Genomic DNA, 19,635 nt, shown 5'->3' with positions numbered 1-19,635 from the left:
TACCATGCCTCGGCATCGTAGACCTTTTTTACGTGCTTTGAAGTAGTCATCAATTGTATTTAGTAACTTGTGTTTTGTAAATATTGGGATTACAATTATATAATTAAGATAGTAACGGTAGAAGGAGTAATTGTAAGATGTATATTAAAAAGAGTATAGAACGCGTTAGCAATTTTATTGAAGTAGGTAATGAACGAGAAGCAATGATGTTACTAAGAGATCTAGAAGCAAATGTAGTAAGATATGATTTTGAAATAATGGGAGACGGGTTTAACAAATTTGCTGAAATATACGTATCACAAAAAAACAGAAAAAAAGCAATCGAAATGTATCAAAAAGCAATCCTATATTATAGAGAAGTCGGAAACCAAGAAAAAGTGTCCCAAGTCAGTCGTAACTTTGAAAATCTGATCTTGTAGAGTTGGTAGAGGTAAGTAAAAAAATTACATATATCTTTAATGAAGGAGCTTATATGGAAGAGCGATTATTATTTCTTTCTGGTTTAGGCAGTCATAGATTATTTTTGAAAGATTTAAATAACCAATTGGATAATCTGAATATAGTTCAAATTGATCTGCCAGGTCATGGTTTGAATCTAGATGTTATTGTTAATGATTTAAATGAATTAGTGGAGTGGTTTAAAACAGAGATAAAAATTTATGGTAATAAAGAATTGACTATAGTGGGGCATTCTTTAGGAGCAGATTTATTATCTTATTTAAGTATCAAGGTTCCACAAATTAAAAATATTATATTATTAGATGGTGGATTATTTAATCTTGAAGACCTAGACTACAGCAGTGAAGTTGAAATAAAAGATACTAAAAATCATTTAGAAAATTTTCAATTCAAGAACTTGGACGAATTTATAGAGTCAGAAAAGGATGCATATAAAACATGGAATCAAAATTTATTAGAAGCATCAACTGCAAGGATGACTTTCAATTTAAATAAACAAGTTTATGAACTTAATATTAATGAACATTCTATCTTAAAATTATTGAAAATAAGAAGACAAATCAACTTACCTACCTTCAATCAATTAATAGACAGAAATATATTGGTTTTATTACCACAAGAACAGGATCAATTCATATTAGACATGAAAATTAAAAATATACCTTCACATATTTCCTGTAAAACAATCTCTGACAGTGGCCACGATATTTATATAGATAACCCTGTAAAAGTAGGAAAAGAAATAAAAAGTTGGCTAAGTACTATAAATGTATGAGGGAGGTAATTAAATGATAACCGATTCATTTGATATACAAGGGAAACCAATTGTAAATTTGAGTGACTTCTATGGTGAACAACAATTCAAAGTTGAAGTTTGCTTAATTACATATTCTAAAGAAATATACGATGGTATTCTAAGAGAAAATAAGTGTGAAAAAATCGATGAAATCAAAGCCTCTAACGGAGCATTTCCTATATATAAATTCATTTATAAAGGTAAAGCTGTAGCATTTTATCTATCTGCAATTGGTTCAACCCTTGCTTCTCAATATTGCATGATATGTAATTGGATAACAGGCGCTACAAAATTTGTAATGTTTGGATCAGCAGGAAGTCTTAATAGCCAAAGAACTTTTAATAAATTTATAATACCTACTCACAGCTATAGAGATGAAGGAATGTCATATCATTACGCCCCTCCATCAGACTATATTAAAGTAAAGAATGCAAATAAATTAACTGAAGTATTTAATAAATTAGCGTTACCATTTATAGAAGGTAAAGTTTGGACAACTGATGCAGTACTGAGGGAAACAAACACTCAATATAATACTAGAAAAAAAGAAGGATGTATTGCAGTAGATATGGAGCTTGCTGGAGTACAAGCAGTTTGTGATTTTCACGGCTTTGAACTATTTAATTTTCTTGTAACTGGTGATGTACTTTCTGAAGAAACATATAAAGTAGATGGATTAAAAGAAGCAAATCATAATATAGACAAATTTCATGTAGCTATGAAAATAATAGAAGAACTTGACTTATAGCGCGTGGGAAAATACTAGTACAATTTAATCAGATACCCCTAACTTAAATATTTAAGTTAGGGGTATTCCATTTATCAAGAATGTCGAAACAAGATAAATAGCCGCCCTGTATTTATCAAGACTGACGAAACTAGATAAATAAAGGCGGTGTATTTATCAAGACTCATCAAACTAGATAAATAGGAGGTCTGAACATTGCAAGTGGGGGACAACTAGCAACATTGGAGCTCTGAATATTGCAAGACGCGCATGACTAGCAATATTGAGGTACTGAACATTGCAAGTGGGGCATGACTAGCAACATAGAGCCCCCGAATATTGCAAGTGAAGCGTGACTAGCAATATTGAAGGACTGAAAATTGCAAGACAGCCATGACTAGCAACATAGAAGCCCCGAAAATTGCAAGACTGACCAAAATAGCAACATAGCACCTCCGAACATTGCAAACCTGACCAACCCAAAATCCCCATCCATCCATCCAACCAACCAACTCACTCTCCATACTATTAATTAATTCTATTCAAAATAAAAAAGCTGTTAATAAAGTCTCTGACTTTATTAACAGCTTTAAATATATAGGTATTACATATGGGCGCTGTGTCCGCCAACCATAACCCAATAAGTACCGATTATTACTAATAAAGTAATAATTACTGCGAAGAGTACTTTGAATGCAGTTGCGCGTCCATCTGGTCCTTCTGTTAAATGCATGAACATTAGTAATTGAACTAATGCTTGTAAGAAAGCAAATCCAATAATGATTGATGTTCTTACTTGTAGTGACATGCCAGTGTATAACATGACATAAACAGCTACTAATGTTAATACAATTGAGAATATTAAACCGACTGTATGTGTAACGACTGTTTTATTCATGATCCACTCACCATCCCTACAAGATAAACTAATGTAAAGATAAAGATCCATACAACATCAAGGAAATGCCAGTATAAACTTCCGATAAATACTTTAGGTGCATTGTGTTCATTTAATCCACGTGTAAGGATTTGGATTAATACACCTGAAATCCAGAATATACCTAAAGTAACATGGAGACCATGTGTACCTAAAAGTATAAAGAATGAAGACCAGAATGATCCTAATTGAGGTGTAACACCTTCATGAACATAGTGAGTAAATTCGTAAATTTCAAATCCTACGAATCCTGCACCTAAGATAAGTGTGATAATCATCCATACCATCATCATTTTGACATTTTCTTTACGCATGTAGTAAACACCGATACCACAAGTGTAACTACTTACAAGTAATAGGAATGTCATAATCATAACTAATGGTAATTCAAATAATTCTGGTGTAGTGAAACCACCGTATGAACCACTTTTCTGTAATACTAAGAATGTTGCAAATAATGTACCGAATAACGCAACCTCAGCAGTAAGAAAGACCCAAAATCCGAGTTTATTTAATTGTCCTGTTTCATTAACAGTATCAATTGTATTGTGGTGTTCATTACTCATCTTTATTGTCCTCCTTTTCCTGTAATTCTTGTTCACGTAATTCGCGTAATTTTGCTTCATTTTCTTCTAATTCTTCAGCATGAATATGGTAGCCGTAGTCTTTTTCGAAACTTCTCCAAACCATACATGCTAATACGCCAATACCAAAGATAATTGCTGGTATATATGTTTCAAATACTAGGAAGAATCCACCGAATAAGAAACATACTGCCATCCAGAATCCAACATGTGTATTGTTAGGCATATGAATATCTTTATAATCTCTATCGTCAAGATAGTGTTTACCATTTTGTTTCATTTCTACAAATGTTTCAGTATCATACCATTTTGGTGTAATAGCGAAGTTGTAGTGTGGTGGCATAGCTGAAGCAGTAGCCCATTCTAATGTTCTACCTAAACCATTCCAGTTGTCACCAGTTGCTTCACGTTTCGCTTTACCAAAGCTGTATACGACGTTCCATACTAGAGCTAAGAAACCAATACCCATCAAGAATGCACCAATTGTAGAGATGAAGTTTAATGAGAACCATCCATCTGCTTGAGTGTATTTATATAAACGACGTGGCATTCCATCTAAACCTAATAGGAATTGTGGTAAGAAACATAAGTTGAATCCTAAAGTAAATGTCCAGAATAACCATTGATTAATCTTTTCATTTAATTTGTGACCAAACATTTTTGGATACCAGAATATTAAACCTGCGAAACATGCGAATACAACACCAGCGATAATAACGTAGTGGAAGTGTGCCACTAAGAAATAAGTATTGTGATATTGATAGTCCGCTGCTGCCATAGCAAGCATAACACCTGTAACCCCACCTAATGTGAAGTTTGGAATAAAGGCTAATGCGAATAACATAGGTGATTCAAATGTAATTCGACCTTTATATAAGGTTAATAGCCAGTTGAATATTTTAACACCAGTTGGTACGGCAATTAACATAGTTGATATTGAGAAGAATGAGTTAACTAATGCACCACTACCCATAGTGAAGAAATGGTGAACCCAAACGATAAAGCTTAAGAACGCAATACCACCAGTTGCCCAAACCATACTTTGATGTCCGAATAATCTTTTTCTAGCAAAAGTAGGGATGATTTCAGAGTAAATACCGAATGCCGGTAATACTAGAATATAAACTTCAGGGTGACCCCATACCCAGAAGAAGTTAGCCCATAACATTGGCATACCACCATTAGCAACTTCAAAGAAGCTTGTTCCCATTAAACGGTCGAAAGTCATTAAAGCAAGTGCGACAGTTAAAATAGGGAAGGCTAAGATAATTAATAATGATGTAATTAATGTTGTCATTGAGAACATTGGGATTTGCATAAATTTCATTGATTTAGTACGTAATTTTAAGATCGTAACGAAGAAGTTAATACCCGTCATTAACGTACCAATACCAGAAATTTGAATTGCAATTAAATAATAGTTAATACCTGTACCTGGACTAAAGTCAGTTGCAAGTGGCGCATAGTTTGTCCAACCAGCAGCTGGCGCACCACCAAGTACGAATGAAATATTAAATAATCCCATTCCGGCAGCAAATAACCAGAAACTTAAGTTATTTAACATAGGGAATGCAACATCTCGAGCACCTAATTGTAAAGGAACAACAACGTTCATTAAACCGATTAAGAACGGCATTGCCATGAAGATAATCATGATTACACCATGTGTTGTAAAGATTTCATTATAGTGCTGAGATTTAAGTAATGTATTATCAGGTGTCATTAATTGTAAACGGATAAGAAGTGCATCTACACCGCCACGGAAGAACATAATGATTGCAGATATAATATACATTACACCGATTTTTTTATGGTCAACTGAAGTTAACCACTCTGTATAAAGCCATTTCCATTTTTTATAGTATGTTAGACCACCAACAACGCATATACCTGTTAATACAAGTAATACTTGCGCCATTGTTATCATCCAGTCACTTTGAACGATAAATTCATTCCATGGAAAATTCATTACTTGTCACCTCCATGGTTCTTTTCTGAAGATTTTTCATCATCAGATTTTGCATCTTCTTGCATTTTTTCCATTTCGTCCATATGATGTTTTTCTTCTTTTTTGAAGTCACTGTCATATTTTTCGTTATTTTTAAGAATCATAGGTTTCATTCCATGACGTTCATAGTTAGGGTTTGTAACAGTCACTTTACGTGCAGGTAATACTGGTTTTTCTGTTACGCCTTCGCTTTCATCATAGAAGTTTGGATCTTTTGGTTCATAGCGGAAACGTTTATAAGCATGGAAAATGTATTCAGGATCCGCAGCAGGATCTACATATGCTAAGTGTGTTCCACTAAAAGTAAGTTCCTCATTCTTAGTTGTAGGTAAAATTTGATGATCGAATGTATCTTGATCAATTGTTTTACGTTTTTGAGATTTAGAAACCCATTTATCGTAATCTTCGTTGCTTACAGCGTTAACATTAAAGGTTTGTCTAGAGAACCCTTCACCATTAAAGTTAGAGTTTCTTCCTTTGAATGTACCTGTTTCATTAGCTTGCAATGTCCAATCCATTGTCATGCTAGTCATAGCGTACTTCTGTCCACCTAATTGAGGTACCCAGAAACTTGTCATTGTATCCATAGATTGTAATTTAAATAGAACTGGTCGACCTTCTGGAATCGTTACATGATTGACAGTTTCGACTTTCTCATCAGGATAACTAAAGAACCATTTAAAGCCAGCACTTGTTGCATAAATAACAACTGGGTCTTCTTCAGACTTAGGTGCTTCTTCATAATTGTACAATGATTTAATTGTTGGTACGGCTAATATCACAAGTATGATGATTGGAATAATAAACCATACAACTTCTAAAACGACGTTGTGATGCATCGTACCAGATGTTTCATTTTTTGTTTTTCTATATTTAATAATAAATATTAAAAACAAAACGGAGACCACTATAACAATAAAGACCATCATAATAATTGAAAAGATAATTAAGAAATGTTGATCTTCAGCCATAGGGCCTTTGGGGTTTAATACTTCTAAATTTGAACAACCACTAAGTAAAATACCTAATGTTGACATGAGAAGTATTGACTTTAACTTTGCCACGTTTTTTACCTCCCAATTTTCTATATACCTATATATATGGCTAGACCTTAATTTTAAAGGATTTAAACATATTTACAAGGCTATAAAATAGGGTGTAAGCGTTATAATATAAAAATGTATTTAATTAACTTTGATATGACGCGTTTTTTTCTAATTGTTAAATTTTTGTGTACATTTTAAAAATATTTAAAAAAACGAAAAAACATCTTTAAATTGTTAAAAACATTGAGTTTTCAGGTTATTAAGAATAGTTCAAAATATTTTTAATGTTCTTAAATAGGCGTTTAAATGAAACGGAAATTTAAAAATTACACTTTTGATAAATATAAAAAACAAACCAAATGAATGACTTCATTTGGTTTGCTTAAATATGGTTATTTTACTGTAATTGTTCTACCTTCAGCTGAGATATGACCGTCAGCATCTGATACTGCGTAACCAACTTTGTATTTACCTGGTTTGCTAGTGTCTACTTCGCCACTTGTAACAATGTCAGACGTTAAATCTTTACCTGATTTATCTTTAGCTTTTATACCTTTTAATAAGTCAAAGTCTTGACCTTTTTTAATTGTAACGTCTTTAATACCTGATAATTCAGGATTAGGTGCTAAATCTGCATCGTTTACGTAAACGCCTCTTTTGTATGTGTAATAGTAGCCATCAGAATCTTTAACGTGGTAAGTGATATATTGTAAACCTGTTTTAGAAGTATCAATATCACCTTTAACAGTTACTTTATCAGTGATGTCACCGTCTTTTTTGTCAGATGCTTTAACACCTTTCATCGGATCGAAGTGGTCACCTTGATAAACTAAATCTTTAGTTGGCACTGTAATAAGTGGCATGTTTTCATTTAAATCTTTAGTAGAAGTCTTTTTGTTAGATGCTACTTCAGCTTTAGATTCATCTTTATTCTTATCTTTAGTATCGTTGTCTTTAGAACCATTTAATGAACCTTCTTTGACAACATATACGTAATGCCATTTTGTTCTATATGCGCCATCAGAATCTGTGACTTTATATTGTACTTTGTATTTACCTAATTTAGAAGTATCAACGTCACCAGTTACTTTAATCTTATCTGTTAAGTCTCCATCTTCTTTATCATATGCTTTTATGCCTTTTAATGAATCGTAGTCAGCACCTTTTTCAACAACGTCACCCTCGACACCTTTAATTTGTGGAAGGCTGTTTCCAGTAGCACTCGCAGTTAATGAAGGTGTAACAAGTGAAGCAGAAACACCAAGTACTGTAAGTGATTGTAATATTTTATTCATCATTTTTTATGTACTCCTTTGTTGTAAGCTATAAGGAAAGAATAACATGTGTCGTTTTTCATTTCCTTACTAAATGATATATTATCGTAATATTTTCACATTTACATCGACCTTTAGACCGATTTCCTAACTTAAAGAGTGTAAACAGTGTCTTTTAGGGTGTTTTTAGGAATGATATCACTTAAATAATATTGATCAAGCGTACGTAAGTACTCTGTTAAAGCATGATTGAGTGCACCTTTTAATCCACAATTTAATGCTATTGGACAAGTATTTGTTTCCATATTAAAGCATTCAACTAATTCAAAATGATCTTCAGTCTGTCTAACAAGTTTACCTATATTAATGTCACTAGGGGACTGATTGAGGATTATGCCACCATTTCTTCCTCTTATAGATTTTAAGTATCCTAACTTAACAAGTTGATGTACGACTTTTGTTAAATGATTTTTTGATATGCCATAAAAGTTTGAAATCTCTTCTATTTGAGATTGTTTATTTTGTTGGGCTAAATACATGAGGACACGTAAAGAATAATCCGTGTATTGGGTGAGCTTCATAAAGTTCAACCTCCTTATAATATATTAATTATACTTAATATGAAGGTTAAAAAACAATCAATCAATATATGTATTTTTAAAAGAGTGACAACTTTGTAAACTTTTTGCGAACTGTATTGATAAACATTGTGAAATTATTTACAATTAAACATGTATTTAAAATATATCTTTTAGAGGGGGACTTCTGATGTTATCAGAACAAACTAAAGAAATCGTAAAACAAACAGTACCAGTATTAGAACAATACGGAAATGAAATTACAAAAGTCTTTTATCAAAGAATGTTTGAAGCACATCCAGAATTATTGAACATATTTAATAAATCTAACCAAAAGCAAGGTAAACAACAAACAGCTTTAGCACAAACAGTTTTAGCAGCAGCTAAACATATCGATCATTTAGAAGCAATCGTTCCTAACGTAAATCAAATTGCACATAAACACCGTGCATTACAAGTTAAAGAAGAACATTATCCAATTGTTGGTGAATTCTTACTAAAAGCAATTAAAGAAGTTCTAGGCGATGCAGCTACAGATGATATTATGAATGCTTGGGAAGAAGCATATGGTGAAATTGCAGGCGTATTTATCCAAATGGAAAAAGCAATGTATGAAGCAGCAGCTTGGGATGACTTTAAATCATTTAAAATTACAAATATCGAAGATCAAGGTACTTCAATGAAATCATTTGAAGTTGAACCGGTAGATAACATTAAAATTCCTGAACTTGTTGCAGGTCAATATATCACTGTACGTATTAAACCAACAAACGATGATAATTTAGCATTAAGACATTACTCAATTTACTCTGTAAAAAATGACGGTAAAATAAGATTTGCTGTAAAACGCGAAGGAGAAGGCGAGAAAAAAGGTCTAGTATCTCATGATTTACATGATAAATATTCAGTTGGAGATACAATTGAACTTTCAGCTCCAGCAGGTGATTTCAAAGTAGAATCAGATAAAGACAAAAAATTATTACTATTATCTTCAGGCGCAGGTGTTACACCAATGCTAGCAATGTTAGAAGATGAAGCATATAAAGGTAGAAATGTTCATTTCGTACATGTAAATGAAGCAGAAAAAGACGTACCATTTAAAGAAGAAGTAGATGCATTAAACGCAATGAACGAAAATGTAGAAGTTACTTATCATTTAAAAGAAAAAGACGGATATTTAACAAGCAATGAATTAAGCAATTGGATTAATGAAGACGTCGACATCTATTTATGTGGCGGTATCACATTTATGGATACAATATTTGATGAGCTAGAAAAATTAAATATTGGCCAAGCAGATGTTCACTTCGAACCATTTGGTCCAAAAATGAGTATTACAAACGTATAATATAATTATTTAAAACACCATTCCATTATGATCAGCATAATGGGGTGGTGTTTTTTGTATTGTTAGGGACATGATTCCGAGAAATGTCCGTAAGAGGTGTTGTTAGGGACATAATTCAGAGAAATGTCTCTAAGTGAGTGCCTTTCTAATTACCACAATTCGTAATAATGACAGTTAGCCGATTCTAATTACCAGAATTCAGAAAAATGGAAGTTACAGCGTTCTAATTACCACAATTCGGAATAATGGAAGTTAGCGCCTATCTATCTACCACAATAAATAAAAGCGGAACCGTCATCGGGTTCCGCTTTTTTCTATATTATAATTTTTATTCAAGTCCGTTTTTCCATTTTTCTGCTAATAATGTATTGTTCAATACCATAGTGATTGTTAATGGACCGACGCCGCCTGGTACTGGTGTGATTGCACTAGCTACTTCTTTAACGGCTTCGAAATCGACGTCACCTTTTAATTTACCATTCTCATCTGGTGTGTTACCTACATCAATAATGACTGCTCCTGGTTTTACTAAGTCTTTTGTAACGAGGTGTACGCGTCCAACTGCACTTACGATTACATCTGCTTGTTTTAAGACTTCTTCTGTATTTGTTGATTTTGAATGTAATAACGTAACAGTTGCATCTTGATCTGTTAATAATTTACTAACTGGTTGACCAACAATATGACTTCTACCGATTACGGCTACGTTTTTTCCTTTTAAGTCAATATCTGCATGTTTAAGAATTTCCATAATACCTAGTGGTGTACATGGGATAAATGTTCTTTCTCCAGTATATAATCTACCAATATTTATAGGATTAAATCCATCTACATCTTTGTCAGGATTGATTGCTTCTAATACTTTTGCTTCAGAAACTTGTTTTGGAAGTGGAACTTGGACTAATATACCACTTACTGAATCGTCATTATTTAATCTATCGAGTTCAGATAATACTTCTTCTTCAGTAGATGATTCATCCATATGTACAATTTCAGAAATCATACCAATCTTTTCAGCTGCTTTTTTCTTAGAATTAACATAACTTTGACTCGCGCCATCATTACCAACGAGTATGACCGTTAATTTAGGTACGATGTTATGTTCTTTTAACTTTTCTACTTCTGCCTGAAGACCTGCTCTGTAAGTCTTCGCTATTTCTCTACCGTCTAATATCTTAGCTACCATGAAAATTGCCTCCTATTAATAATCGAACTATATTGATTGATACAATGAAAATTATGCCCTTAATACGAACATAAATCAAACTTTTTTGTAAAAAATATATAAAATGTTCGTTTTTTCATTGAAAATAGCATGATCAATTGTTATGCTATATCTGTAATATACACAGAAAAGATTAAATATTTCAACTATTTGAAAGGGTGACCTACATGAAAGTGGCAGTTATAATGGGTAGTTCTTCAGATTGGCCAATCATGAAAGAAGCATGCGATATGCTTGAATATTTTAATATTCAATATGAGAAAAAGGTCGTTTCTGCACATCGAACACCATTAGAAATGGTTGACTTTGCGAAAAATGCTACTGATCGTAATATAGATATTATTATTGCTGGAGCAGGTGGGGCAGCACATTTGCCAGGAATGGTAGCTTCATTAACAACAGTTCCAGTGATTGGTGTACCTATTGAATCAAAAAGCTTAAAAGGTATGGATTCATTGTTGTCGATTGTACAAATGCCTGGTGGGATACCAGTTGCGACAACTGCAATAGGAAAAGCCGGATCTAAAAATGCTGGTATTTTAGCCGCAAGAATGATCGGTATGACAGATGAAAATGTAAGAAAACAACTTGTTAATTATGAAAAAAGTTTAGTCGATAAAGTGGAGGAAATGCAAAATGACTTATTATAACCTAGAATCAGGTGACATGATAGGTATTGTCGGTGGAGGTCAATTAGGTAAAATGATGGCTCAGTCTGCTCAAAGAATGGGATTTCAAGTTGCCGTTTTAGACCCTGACGAAGATTGCCCTGCAAGATTTGTAGCACACCAATTTATAAACGCTGAATTTTCGGATATAGATGCACTCAATCAGCTTGGTGACATCTCTAAAGTTGTAACTTATGAATTTGAAAATATAGATGCACAGCAGTTAGAAAAACTTTCCAATCAGTTTAATATTCCTCAAGGGAGCCAAACAGTTGCTTTATTACAAGATCGCTTAACTGAAAAACAAACGTTAGAAAGTGCAAATGTTCAAATTGTACCGTTTATGGAAGTTAAGTCAACAGAAGACTTGAATGAAGCTATAGAAACAATTGGCTATCCATTTATTATAAAGACACGCTTTGGTGGATATGACGGTAAAGGTCAGCTTGTCATTCAATCTAAAGAAGATTTAGATGAAGCTAAGAAATTAATTACTGATACACCTTGCGTAGTTGAAAAATATCTCCCTCTATATAAAGAAGTATCCATAACAGCTACACGTGATATATATGATCATACAGTTTATTTTCCATTACAAGAAAATGAACATAGAAACCAAATTTTATATAAGACAGTTGTTCCAGCTAGAGTAGATTTAGAAGAACAAGCTATTCAAGAAGTTCAAAAAATTATGACGAAGTTACATTTTGTAGGAACGTTTACAGTTGAATTTTTTGTAACGGAAGACCATAAACTTTATGTGAATGAAATTGCGCCTAGACCACATAATTCAGGACATTACTCTATCGAAGCATGTGATTACTCACAATTTGATACACATATACTTGCAGTTGCAGGATGGCATTTACCGAAAAAGATTACTTTATTACAACCAGCAATCATGATGAATTTGCTAGGACAAGATGTGTTGAATTTACAAGAAGTATTTAGTGAGCATCCTGAATGGCACATTCATATTTACGGTAAAAAGGTCAATAAAGTAAACCGTAAAATGGGACATATCACAAAATTATCAACAGATTTAAATAAAGATGAAAACCAATTTAATCAATTATTTGAAGGGCGGAACGTTTAATATGTCATTACTTTATGAAGGCAAAGCTAAAAGAGTATTCAACACAGATCAAGAAGGTATTTTGAGAATTGAATATAAAGATGAAGTGACTGCAGGAAATGGTGCTAAAAAAGATAAAATGCTTGGAAAAGGTCGCTTAAACAATTTAATCACATCAAAAATATTTGGAATATTGCGACAAAAAGGCGTTGAGAGCCACTTTGTAGAACAAATTTCTGAAACAGAACAACTTGTTAAAGCTGTAGAAATTTTCCCATTAGAAGTTGTCGTAAGAAATGTTGCTGCAGGTTCAATTTGTAAAAGACTAGGTTTTGAAAAAGGACATGAATTTAAAGAACCTTTATTAGAACTATTCTATAAGAAAGATGAGTTAAATGATCCACTTATCACGGATGATCACGTGTCATTATTGAATATTGCTTCATCAGAAGAATTATCAACTATTAAAAAAGAAGCGTTAAAAGTAAATAAAGTATTAAGTGAAATTATGAATGACATGAATTTAATACTCGTAGATTACAAAATCGAATTTGGCATAACATCTGATGGTGAAATTTTATTAGCGGATGAAATTTCTCCAGATACATGCAGAATTTGGGACAAAGAAACAAAAGAAAACTTTGATAAAGATGTATATAGAGAAGATACAGGCTCATTAATTGATACTTATGAAACTTTCTACAAAAAAATGGAGGAACTATAAAATGAAAAAGATTGAATTGCATATTACGTTACAAGGTCAAGTATTAGATACACAAGGACAAGCTTTAAATAGAGCGGTACACGATTTAGGCTATGAACAAGTCAATGATATAAGAGTTGGTAAAGTGATTTACATGACTGTTGACGAAACAGATGAAAATTCAATCAAGAATATCGTTAATACTTTAAGTGAGAAGCTATTTGCCAATACGGTTATCGAAGAATATAGTTTTAAAATCTTAGAAGATAAGGAGAACGCATAATGAAATTAGCTGTATTAGTATTTCCAGGATCTAATTGCGATCGTGATATGTATAATGCTGCTAAACGTTCAGGTGTCGAAGCGGCATATGTAGACTATAGAGAAACTTCTCTTGAAGGTTTTGATGGTGTGTTAATACCTGGAGGCTTCTCATTTGGTGATTATTTAAGATCAGGTGCAATGGCACGCGTAGCACCAATTATTAGTGAAGTAAAAAGACTTGCAAGTGAAGGTAAACCAGTACTTGGCGTATGTAATGGGTTCCAAATATTAACAGAAGTTGGTTTGTTACCAGGTGCATTGTTACATAACGACAGTCATTTATTTGTAAGTAGAAATGAATCGTTAACAATCGTGAATAACGAAACGAAATTCACACATCAGTATGAAAAAGATGAAACTGTCATTTATCCTGTTGCGCATGGAGAAGGTCACTATTATTGTACAGATGAATTATACGAAGAACTTGTGAATCATAATCAAATTATTTTAACTTACAACGATAATCCTAACGGCTCATATAAAGATATAGCTGGTATTACGAATAAAGAAGGAAATGTTTGTGGGATGATGCCTCATCCAGAACGTGCCATGGAAACATTACTTGGTTCAGATAGTGGCGTTAAATTATTTCAATCTATGATCGAAAGTTGGAGGGAACAACATGTCTAAGTTTTTAGAACCTAATATAGAAGAAATTGAAAAAGAATATTTATATAGAGATATGGGTTTAACGGACGAAGAATATCAAAAAGTCGTAAGCATTTTAGGACGTAAACCGAACTTTACTGAAATAGGTATATTCTCGGTAATGTGGAGTGAACATTGCTCATATAAACATTCTAAACCATTTTTAAAACAATTCCCTACTTCTGGAGAACATGTCTTAATGGGTCCAGGTGAAGGTGCTGGTGTTGTAGATATAGGTGATAATCAAGCAGTCGTGTTTAAAGTAGAATCTCATAACCATCCTTCAGCAATTGAACCTTATCAAGGTGCTGCAACAGGTGTTGGTGGTATTATCCGCGATATCGTATCAATCGGAGCAAGACCTATTTCATTATTAAATAGTTTAAGATTTGGAGAGTTATCTAATAAGACAAACCGTAGATTGTTTAGTGGAGTCGTAAAAGGTATCGGTGGTTATGGAAACTGTATCGGTATACCGACAGTAGCTGGTGAGATTGAATTTGATGAAAGGTATGATGGTAATCCACTTGTTAATGCGATGTGTGTTGGCATTATAGATCATGACAAAATTCAAAAAGGTACTGCTAAAGGTATCGGAAACCCAGTTATCTACGTTGGATTAAAAACAGGTAGAGACGGTATTCACGGTGCAACATTTGCATCTGAAGAACTAAGTGAAGCATCTGAAAGTAAAAGACCATCAGTACAAATAGGAGATCCATTTGTAGGTAAAAAATTAATGGAAGCAACTTTAGAAGCAATTACTTATCCTGAATTAGTAGGTATTCAAGACATGGGTGCAGCAGGATTAACGTCATCTTCTTCTGAAATGGCAGCTAAAGGTGAAAGTGGTATCCATCTTCATTTAGAGAAAGTACCAACAAGAGAAGAAGGCATCTCACCGTATGAAATGATGCTTTCAGAAACACAAGAACGTATGTTATTAGTAGTTGAAAAAGGTACAGAACAAAAATTCTTAGATTTATTTGATCATCATGAATTAGATTCTGCTGTTATAGGTGAAGTAACAGATACAAATAGATTTGTTTTATCTTATGAAGATGAAATCTACGCTGATATTCCTGTTGAACCTTTAGCTGATGAAGCACCCGTTTATATTCTAGAAGGTGAAGCAAAAGAATTTAAGCACAATGATAATCAATATGATGAAATCAATGTAGAAGAAGTATTCCAAAAACTGATTAATCATCCAACAATTGCATCTAAGCATTACGCATATGACCAATATGATCAACAAGTTGGTGCCAATACAATTATCAAGCCAGGTATTAGTGCTGGAGTAGTTAGAGTGGAAGGTACAAATAAAGCGATAGCTTCTACTATAGATGGAGAAGCGAGATATGTTTATAACAACCCATATGAAGGCGGAAAAATGGTTGTTGCAGAAGCATATAGAAATTTAATTTCTGTAGGTGCTAAACCATTAGCAATGACAGATTGTTTAAACTATGGTTCTCCTGAGAAGAAAGATATATACCAACAACTTGCAGATTCTACTAAAGGAATGGCAGAAGCTTGTGAAGCTTTAAATACACCTGTCGTATCAGGTAACGTTTCTTTATACAATGAAACAAAAGGGACTTCAATTTTCCCTACACCTGTAGTCGGTATGGTTGGTTTAATTGAAGATGTGACGTATTTAAATGATTATCAACCAAAAGTAAATGATCGTGTATACGTAGTTGGAGAAACGAAAGATGACTTTGGTGGCAGTCAGATTGAAAAATTATTATTTAAAGAAGTTAATCATGAACCAAGTTCAATTGATTTATCAGCAGAAGTAAAACGTGGAGAACAAATTAAAGATGCTATACGTTCAGGCAAAATTTCACATACACAAGCTGTTGGTAAAGGTGGTCTTGCTATTGGACTTGCAAAAATAGCTACACACTTTAACTTAGGATTAGATGTGACGTTACCAGTAACAAATGCTCAATTATTTAGTGAAACTCAAGGTAGATATATTGTTGTCGTTAAAGAAGGACAATCTATAGATATTGATGATGCCGTTGAAATAGGTCGTGTTACTGATAATGCTCAATTTACGATTAAAAATGATGCTGCTCAAATTAAATACAAGGTATCTGATTTGAATGAGCAATTGAAAGGGGCAATAGCTCAATGCATGAAATCAAGAGTTTAAATGAAGAATGCGGCGTATTTGGTATATGGAATCATCCAGAATCTGCACAACTCACATACATGGGGCTTCATAGTTTACAACATAGAGGTCAAGAAGGTGCAGGAATTGTAACTTCAAACGGTTTCGAGTTAAAAGGTGAAAGAGGATTAGGTTTATTATCTGATGCGATTACGGATGTACAATTAGAAGGTTTTAAAGGGAATCAACATGCGATAGGGCATGTAAGATATGCAACTTCTGGAAATAAAGGAATTGAAAATATTCAACCATTTTTATATCACTTTTATGATATGAGTGTTGGTGTTTGCCACAATGGTAACTTAGTCAATGCACAAAGTTTAAGAAAAGAATTAGAACAAGAAGGTGCCATTTTCCATTCTTCTTCTGATACTGAAGTGATTATGCACCTTATAAGAAGAAGTAAAGCACCTACTTTCGAAGAAGCATTGAAAGAAAGTTTGAATACAGTTAAAGGTGGTTTCACATTTGCTTTATTAACAAAAGATGCGTTATATGGCGCTGTTGACCCAAATGCAATAAGACCATTAGCTGTTGGGAGAATGAAGACGGGTGCTTATATCATTGCTAGTGAGACATGTGCAATTGATGTACTTGGCGCAGAGTTTGTGAGAGATATTCATGCAGGTGAGTATATTGTTATAAATGATGATGGTATAAGAGTTGAATCATACACAACAGAAACAACGACTGCAATTTCAGCGATGGAGTATATTTACTTTGCAAGACCGGACTCTACAATTGCTGGTAAGAATGTTCATGCAGTTCGCAAAGCATCAGGGAAAAAATTAGCTCAAGAAAGTCCGGCTTTAAATGCTGATATGGTAATCGGCGTACCGAACTCATCACTTTCAGCAGCATCTGGTTTTGCAGAAGAGAGTCATTTGCCATATGAAATGGGGCTTGTAAAAAATCAATATGTGGCTCGAACATTTATCCAACCGACACAAGAATTACGAGAACAAGGTGTACGTGTGAAATTATCAGCTGTAAAAGATATCGTACATGGTAAAAATATCGTGCTTGTTGATGATTCTATTGTGAGAGGGACAACAAGTAAGCGTATCGTCAGAATGTTAAAAGACGCTGGAGCAAATGAAGTTCATGTACGTATCGCATCACCTGAATTCATGTTTCCAAGTTTCTATGGTATTGATGTGTCGACATCTGCTGAGCTGATTTCTGCACATAAATCGCCTGAAGAAATTAGAGATTATATCGGTGCAGATTCACTTGCATATTTATCAGTTGATGGCTTAATACGATCCATAGGATTAGATAAAGACGTACCGTATCACGGATTATGTGTAGAAAGCTTTACTGGTGACTATCCAGCAGGTCTTTATGACTATGAAGAAAGATATTATCAAAACTTAAGTCCACGTCAAAAAGCTTATTTAGCTAGTAATAAACAATACTTTGATAAAGAGGGTAATCTTAATGTCGAAAGCATATAAAGCATCTGGTGTAGATATAGAAGCTGGTTATGAAGCGGTTAATAGAATGAAGACACATGTTCAAAGCACGATGAGAAAGGAAGTTCTAGGCGGTTTAGGTGGCTTTGGTGCTGCATTTGATCTGTCACAATTAAATATGAAGAAACCAGTACTTGTTTCTGGAACAGACGGTGTTGGTACAAAGCTTAAACTCGCAATTGATTATAACAAACATGACACAATCGGTATCGATGCAGTTGCGATGTGTGTGAATGATATTTTAACGACTGGCGCAGAACCTTTGTATTTCCTTGATTATATTGCGACGAATAAAGTAAATCCTGAGACAATTGAAGCGATTGTTTCAGGTGTATCTGTCGGTTGTAAAGAAACGAACTGTGCATTAATTGGCGGAGAAACTGCAGAAATGGGCGAAATGTACCATGAGGGAGAATATGATATCGCAGGATTTTGTGTTGGTGCTGTTGAAAAAGATGACTATATTGACGGCAGTGAAGTTAATGAAGGTGACGTCATAATTGGTATTACATCAAGCGGTATTCATTCAAACGGCTACAGTTTAGTTAGAAACTTAATAAAAGAAAGCCAAATTAAGTTGAATGATGCATTTGATGAAGAAAGAACGTATTTAGAAACATTTCTTGAACCAACAAAACTATATGTTAAACCTGTTCTTGCCGTATTAGATAAAGTAAAAGTTAAAGGTATGTCTCATATAACTGGTGGAGGATTTATTGAAAATATTCCAAGAGCGATTCCAGAAGATAAAGATGCGCATATCGATGTTCAATCATATGAAGTACCAAAAATATTCTATTGGTTAAAAGAGCAAGGAAAGATTGAAGCAGAGGAAATGTATAATGTGTTTAATATGGGCATTGGCTTTGTACTTATCGTTAATAAAGAAGATGCTCAAGAAACATTAGATATCTTGAAAGCAAAAAATGAAGAAGCATATATTATTGGTGAAATTTCAAACGGAACAGGTCAGGTCAAATTGACGGGGGTTCAATCATGATTAAAATAGCAGTATTTGCATCAGGAAATGGATCAAATTTTGAGAAAATAATGGAAAATATCGAAGCAGGTTATTTAGACCATATAGAAGTAACAGCATTGTATACAGATAACCCTAATGCCTTTTGTATAGAAAGAGCAAGACGATTTAATTTACCTGTTTATATCATAGATCCAAGAACTTATGATAGTAAAAAAGAATATGAAGAAGCACTACTCACGAGATTATCTCAAGATCGTGTAAGTTGGGTTATTTTAGCAGGATATATGAAAATTGTTGGTCCTACATTATTAAAACAATATGAAGGTAAAATGTTGAATATTCATCCATCTATATTACCAAGTTTTCCTGGTAAGGACGCTGTAGGGCAAGCATTAGATTACGGCGTACGTGTTACAGGAGCGACAGTTCATTATGTTGATAGCGGTATGGATACTGGCGAAATTATAGACCAATTAAGCTGTAAAGTATACCCAGATGATACGAGAGAAACATTACAATTAAGAATACAGAACTTAGAATACGAATTATATCCACGTGTTATGAAAGAAATTATTCAATAAAGGAGTCTTTACAAA

General features: G+C 33.5%; 19 protein-coding genes and 2 pseudogenes. 13 read left to right on the top strand and 8 right to left on the bottom strand.

Features of this window, described 5'->3' with window-relative positions; all coding sequences use genetic code 11:
• Positions 1-137 precede the first annotated feature (137 nt).
• Genes LQ693_RS03665 through LQ693_RS03655 form a run of 3 tightly spaced genes read left to right on the top strand, consistent with a single transcriptional unit; the run spans position 138 to position 2,003 of the window.
• Positions 138-419 carry a hypothetical protein gene (locus LQ693_RS03665; protein ID WP_103361564.1) on the top strand — a complete coding sequence of 94 codons (282 nt, stop codon included), beginning with the start codon at positions 138-140 and terminating at the stop codon, positions 417-419.
• Between the two features lie 53 nt (positions 420-472).
• Positions 473-1,234, top strand: a complete 762-nt coding sequence (locus LQ693_RS03660) for an alpha/beta fold hydrolase (RefSeq protein WP_107573132.1) — start codon at positions 473-475, stop codon at positions 1,232-1,234.
• A 13-nt stretch (positions 1,235-1,247) separates the two neighbouring features.
• Positions 1,248-2,003, top strand: a complete 756-nt coding sequence (locus LQ693_RS03655) for a nucleoside phosphorylase (protein ID WP_107573131.1) — start codon at positions 1,248-1,250, stop codon at positions 2,001-2,003.
• A gap of 583 nt (positions 2,004-2,586) precedes the next feature.
• On the opposite strand, the gene qoxD is transcribed toward LQ693_RS03655, so the two are convergent.
• The 7 genes and pseudogenes from qoxD to LQ693_RS03620 all read right to left on the bottom strand — a co-directional run bounded on the left by qoxD (position 2,587) and on the right by LQ693_RS03620 (position 8,412).
• Positions 2,587-2,880 carry a cytochrome aa3 quinol oxidase subunit IV gene (gene qoxD, locus LQ693_RS03650; protein ID WP_025905215.1) on the bottom strand — a complete coding sequence of 98 codons (294 nt, stop codon included), beginning with the start codon at positions 2,878-2,880 and terminating at the stop codon, positions 2,587-2,589.
• The gene (gene qoxC / locus LQ693_RS03645) at positions 2,877-3,485 is read right to left on the bottom strand and encodes a cytochrome aa3 quinol oxidase subunit III (protein WP_107572809.1); all 609 of its coding nucleotides are present in this window, start codon (positions 3,483-3,485) and stop codon (positions 2,877-2,879) included. The genes qoxD and qoxC overlap by 4 nt, the downstream gene beginning before the upstream one ends.
• A complete protein-coding gene (qoxB, locus tag LQ693_RS03640; RefSeq protein ID WP_025905213.1) occupies positions 3,478-5,472 on the bottom strand; it encodes a cytochrome aa3 quinol oxidase subunit I in 1,995 nt (664 codons plus the stop codon). The genes qoxC and qoxB overlap by 8 nt, the downstream gene beginning before the upstream one ends.
• Positions 5,472-6,575, bottom strand: a complete 1,104-nt coding sequence (gene qoxA / locus LQ693_RS03635; RefSeq protein ID WP_025905212.1) for a cytochrome aa3 quinol oxidase subunit II — start codon at positions 6,573-6,575, stop codon at positions 5,472-5,474. Before qoxA ends, qoxB begins: the two co-directional genes overlap by 1 nt.
• Before the next feature lie 374 nt (positions 6,576-6,949).
• A pseudogene (locus LQ693_RS03630) lies at positions 6,950-7,375 on the bottom strand (immunoglobulin-like domain-containing protein); the annotation flags it as partial.
• 165 nt (positions 7,376-7,540) lie between these two features.
• A pseudogene (locus LQ693_RS03625) lies at positions 7,541-7,852 on the bottom strand (immunoglobulin-like domain-containing protein); the annotation flags it as partial.
• Positions 7,853-7,983: 131 nt separating this feature from the next.
• Entirely contained in the window at positions 7,984-8,412 is a 429-nt protein-coding gene (locus LQ693_RS03620) for an RrF2 family transcriptional regulator (protein ID WP_025905210.1), read from the bottom strand.
• Between the two features lie 187 nt (positions 8,413-8,599).
• Here LQ693_RS03620 and LQ693_RS03615 point away from each other — a divergent pair, with 187 nt between their 5' ends.
• Entirely contained in the window at positions 8,600-9,757 is a 1,158-nt protein-coding gene (locus LQ693_RS03615; protein WP_206180306.1) for a globin domain-containing protein, read from the top strand.
• Between the two features lie 328 nt (positions 9,758-10,085).
• On the opposite strand, the gene folD is transcribed toward LQ693_RS03615, so the two are convergent.
• Positions 10,086-10,943, bottom strand: a complete 858-nt coding sequence (folD, locus tag LQ693_RS03610; protein WP_037587375.1) for a bifunctional methylenetetrahydrofolate dehydrogenase/methenyltetrahydrofolate cyclohydrolase FolD — start codon at positions 10,941-10,943, stop codon at positions 10,086-10,088.
• Positions 10,944-11,149: 206 nt separating this feature from the next.
• Between folD and purE the strand changes: the two genes are divergently transcribed.
• The 9 genes from purE to purN are packed head-to-tail and all read left to right on the top strand — an operon-like array spanning position 11,150 to position 19,620.
• Positions 11,150-11,632 (top strand): 5-(carboxyamino)imidazole ribonucleotide mutase, encoded by a 483-nt coding sequence (gene purE, locus LQ693_RS03605; protein ID WP_107596787.1) that lies wholly within the window; start codon positions 11,150-11,152, stop codon positions 11,630-11,632.
• Entirely contained in the window at positions 11,619-12,746 is a 1,128-nt protein-coding gene (purK, locus tag LQ693_RS03600; protein WP_239703068.1) for a 5-(carboxyamino)imidazole ribonucleotide synthase, read from the top strand. Before purE ends, purK begins: the two co-directional genes overlap by 14 nt.
• A gap of 1 nt (position 12,747) precedes the next feature.
• Positions 12,748-13,449 carry a phosphoribosylaminoimidazolesuccinocarboxamide synthase gene (purC, locus tag LQ693_RS03595; protein ID WP_239703069.1) on the top strand — a complete coding sequence of 234 codons (702 nt, stop codon included), beginning with the start codon at positions 12,748-12,750 and terminating at the stop codon, positions 13,447-13,449.
• A gap of 1 nt (position 13,450) precedes the next feature.
• Complete coding sequence (gene purS / locus LQ693_RS03590) at positions 13,451-13,711, top strand: phosphoribosylformylglycinamidine synthase subunit PurS (protein ID WP_025905204.1); 261 nt, start codon at positions 13,451-13,453, stop codon at positions 13,709-13,711.
• Positions 13,711-14,382: a phosphoribosylformylglycinamidine synthase subunit PurQ gene (purQ, locus tag LQ693_RS03585; RefSeq protein WP_049319366.1), complete on the top strand. Its 672-nt coding sequence runs from the start codon at positions 13,711-13,713 to the stop codon at positions 14,380-14,382. The genes purS and purQ overlap by 1 nt, the downstream gene beginning before the upstream one ends.
• Positions 14,375-16,564 (top strand): phosphoribosylformylglycinamidine synthase subunit PurL, encoded by a 2,190-nt coding sequence (gene purL, locus LQ693_RS03580; RefSeq protein WP_204167132.1) that lies wholly within the window; start codon positions 14,375-14,377, stop codon positions 16,562-16,564. The genes purQ and purL overlap by 8 nt, the downstream gene beginning before the upstream one ends.
• Positions 16,543-18,039, top strand: a complete 1,497-nt coding sequence (gene purF, locus LQ693_RS03575; RefSeq protein ID WP_025905201.1) for an amidophosphoribosyltransferase — start codon at positions 16,543-16,545, stop codon at positions 18,037-18,039. Before purL ends, purF begins: the two co-directional genes overlap by 22 nt.
• The gene (gene purM / locus LQ693_RS03570; RefSeq protein WP_198472267.1) at positions 18,023-19,057 is read left to right on the top strand and encodes a phosphoribosylformylglycinamidine cyclo-ligase; all 1,035 of its coding nucleotides are present in this window, start codon (positions 18,023-18,025) and stop codon (positions 19,055-19,057) included. The genes purF and purM overlap by 17 nt, the downstream gene beginning before the upstream one ends.
• Entirely contained in the window at positions 19,054-19,620 is a 567-nt protein-coding gene (gene purN / locus LQ693_RS03565) for a phosphoribosylglycinamide formyltransferase (RefSeq protein WP_025905199.1), read from the top strand. Before purM ends, purN begins: the two co-directional genes overlap by 4 nt.
• Positions 19,621-19,635: the final 15 nt, after the last annotated feature.

The sequence above is a fragment of the Mammaliicoccus sp. B-M6 genome, assembly GCF_022386965.1.
GTDB lineage: Bacteria > Bacillota > Bacilli > Staphylococcales > Staphylococcaceae > Mammaliicoccus > Mammaliicoccus sciuri_A.
Note: the sequence above shows the minus strand (reverse complement) of the source record. Positions and strands in the feature narration are given on the sequence as shown.

Excerpts from the sequence above, each read along its gene's own strand:
- qoxC (WP_107572809.1), bottom strand. The coding sequence starts at position 3,485 with ATGAGTAATGAACACCACAATACAATTGATACTGTTAATGAAACAGGA.
- purS (WP_025905204.1), top strand. The coding sequence starts at position 13,451 with ATGAAAAAGATTGAATTGCATATTACGTTACAAGGTCAAGTATTAGAT.
- purK (WP_239703068.1), top strand. The coding sequence starts at position 11,619 with ATGACTTATTATAACCTAGAATCAGGTGACATGATAGGTATTGTCGGT.
- qoxD (WP_025905215.1), bottom strand. The coding sequence starts at position 2,880 with ATGAATAAAACAGTCGTTACACATACAGTCGGTTTAATATTCTCAATT.
- purQ (WP_049319366.1), top strand. The coding sequence starts at position 13,711 with ATGAAATTAGCTGTATTAGTATTTCCAGGATCTAATTGCGATCGTGAT.
- purC (WP_239703069.1), top strand. The coding sequence starts at position 12,748 with ATGTCATTACTTTATGAAGGCAAAGCTAAAAGAGTATTCAACACAGAT.
- purM (WP_198472267.1), top strand. The coding sequence starts at position 18,023 with ATGTCGAAAGCATATAAAGCATCTGGTGTAGATATAGAAGCTGGTTAT.
- LQ693_RS03665 (WP_103361564.1), top strand. The coding sequence starts at position 138 with ATGTATATTAAAAAGAGTATAGAACGCGTTAGCAATTTTATTGAAGTA.
- qoxB (WP_025905213.1), bottom strand. The coding sequence starts at position 5,472 with ATGAATTTTCCATGGAATGAATTTATCGTTCAAAGTGACTGGATGATA.
- LQ693_RS03620 (WP_025905210.1), bottom strand. The coding sequence starts at position 8,412 with ATGAAGCTCACCCAATACACGGATTATTCTTTACGTGTCCTCATGTAT.
- LQ693_RS03615 (WP_206180306.1), top strand. The coding sequence starts at position 8,600 with ATGTTATCAGAACAAACTAAAGAAATCGTAAAACAAACAGTACCAGTA.
- LQ693_RS03655 (WP_107573131.1), top strand. The coding sequence starts at position 1,248 with ATGATAACCGATTCATTTGATATACAAGGGAAACCAATTGTAAATTTG.
- LQ693_RS03660 (WP_107573132.1), top strand. The coding sequence starts at position 473 with ATGGAAGAGCGATTATTATTTCTTTCTGGTTTAGGCAGTCATAGATTA.
- purF (WP_025905201.1), top strand. The coding sequence starts at position 16,543 with ATGCATGAAATCAAGAGTTTAAATGAAGAATGCGGCGTATTTGGTATA.
- purL (WP_204167132.1), top strand. The coding sequence starts at position 14,375 with ATGTCTAAGTTTTTAGAACCTAATATAGAAGAAATTGAAAAAGAATAT.
- purE (WP_107596787.1), top strand. The coding sequence starts at position 11,150 with ATGAAAGTGGCAGTTATAATGGGTAGTTCTTCAGATTGGCCAATCATG.
- purN (WP_025905199.1), top strand. The coding sequence starts at position 19,054 with ATGATTAAAATAGCAGTATTTGCATCAGGAAATGGATCAAATTTTGAG.
- folD (WP_037587375.1), bottom strand. The coding sequence starts at position 10,943 with ATGGTAGCTAAGATATTAGACGGTAGAGAAATAGCGAAGACTTACAGA.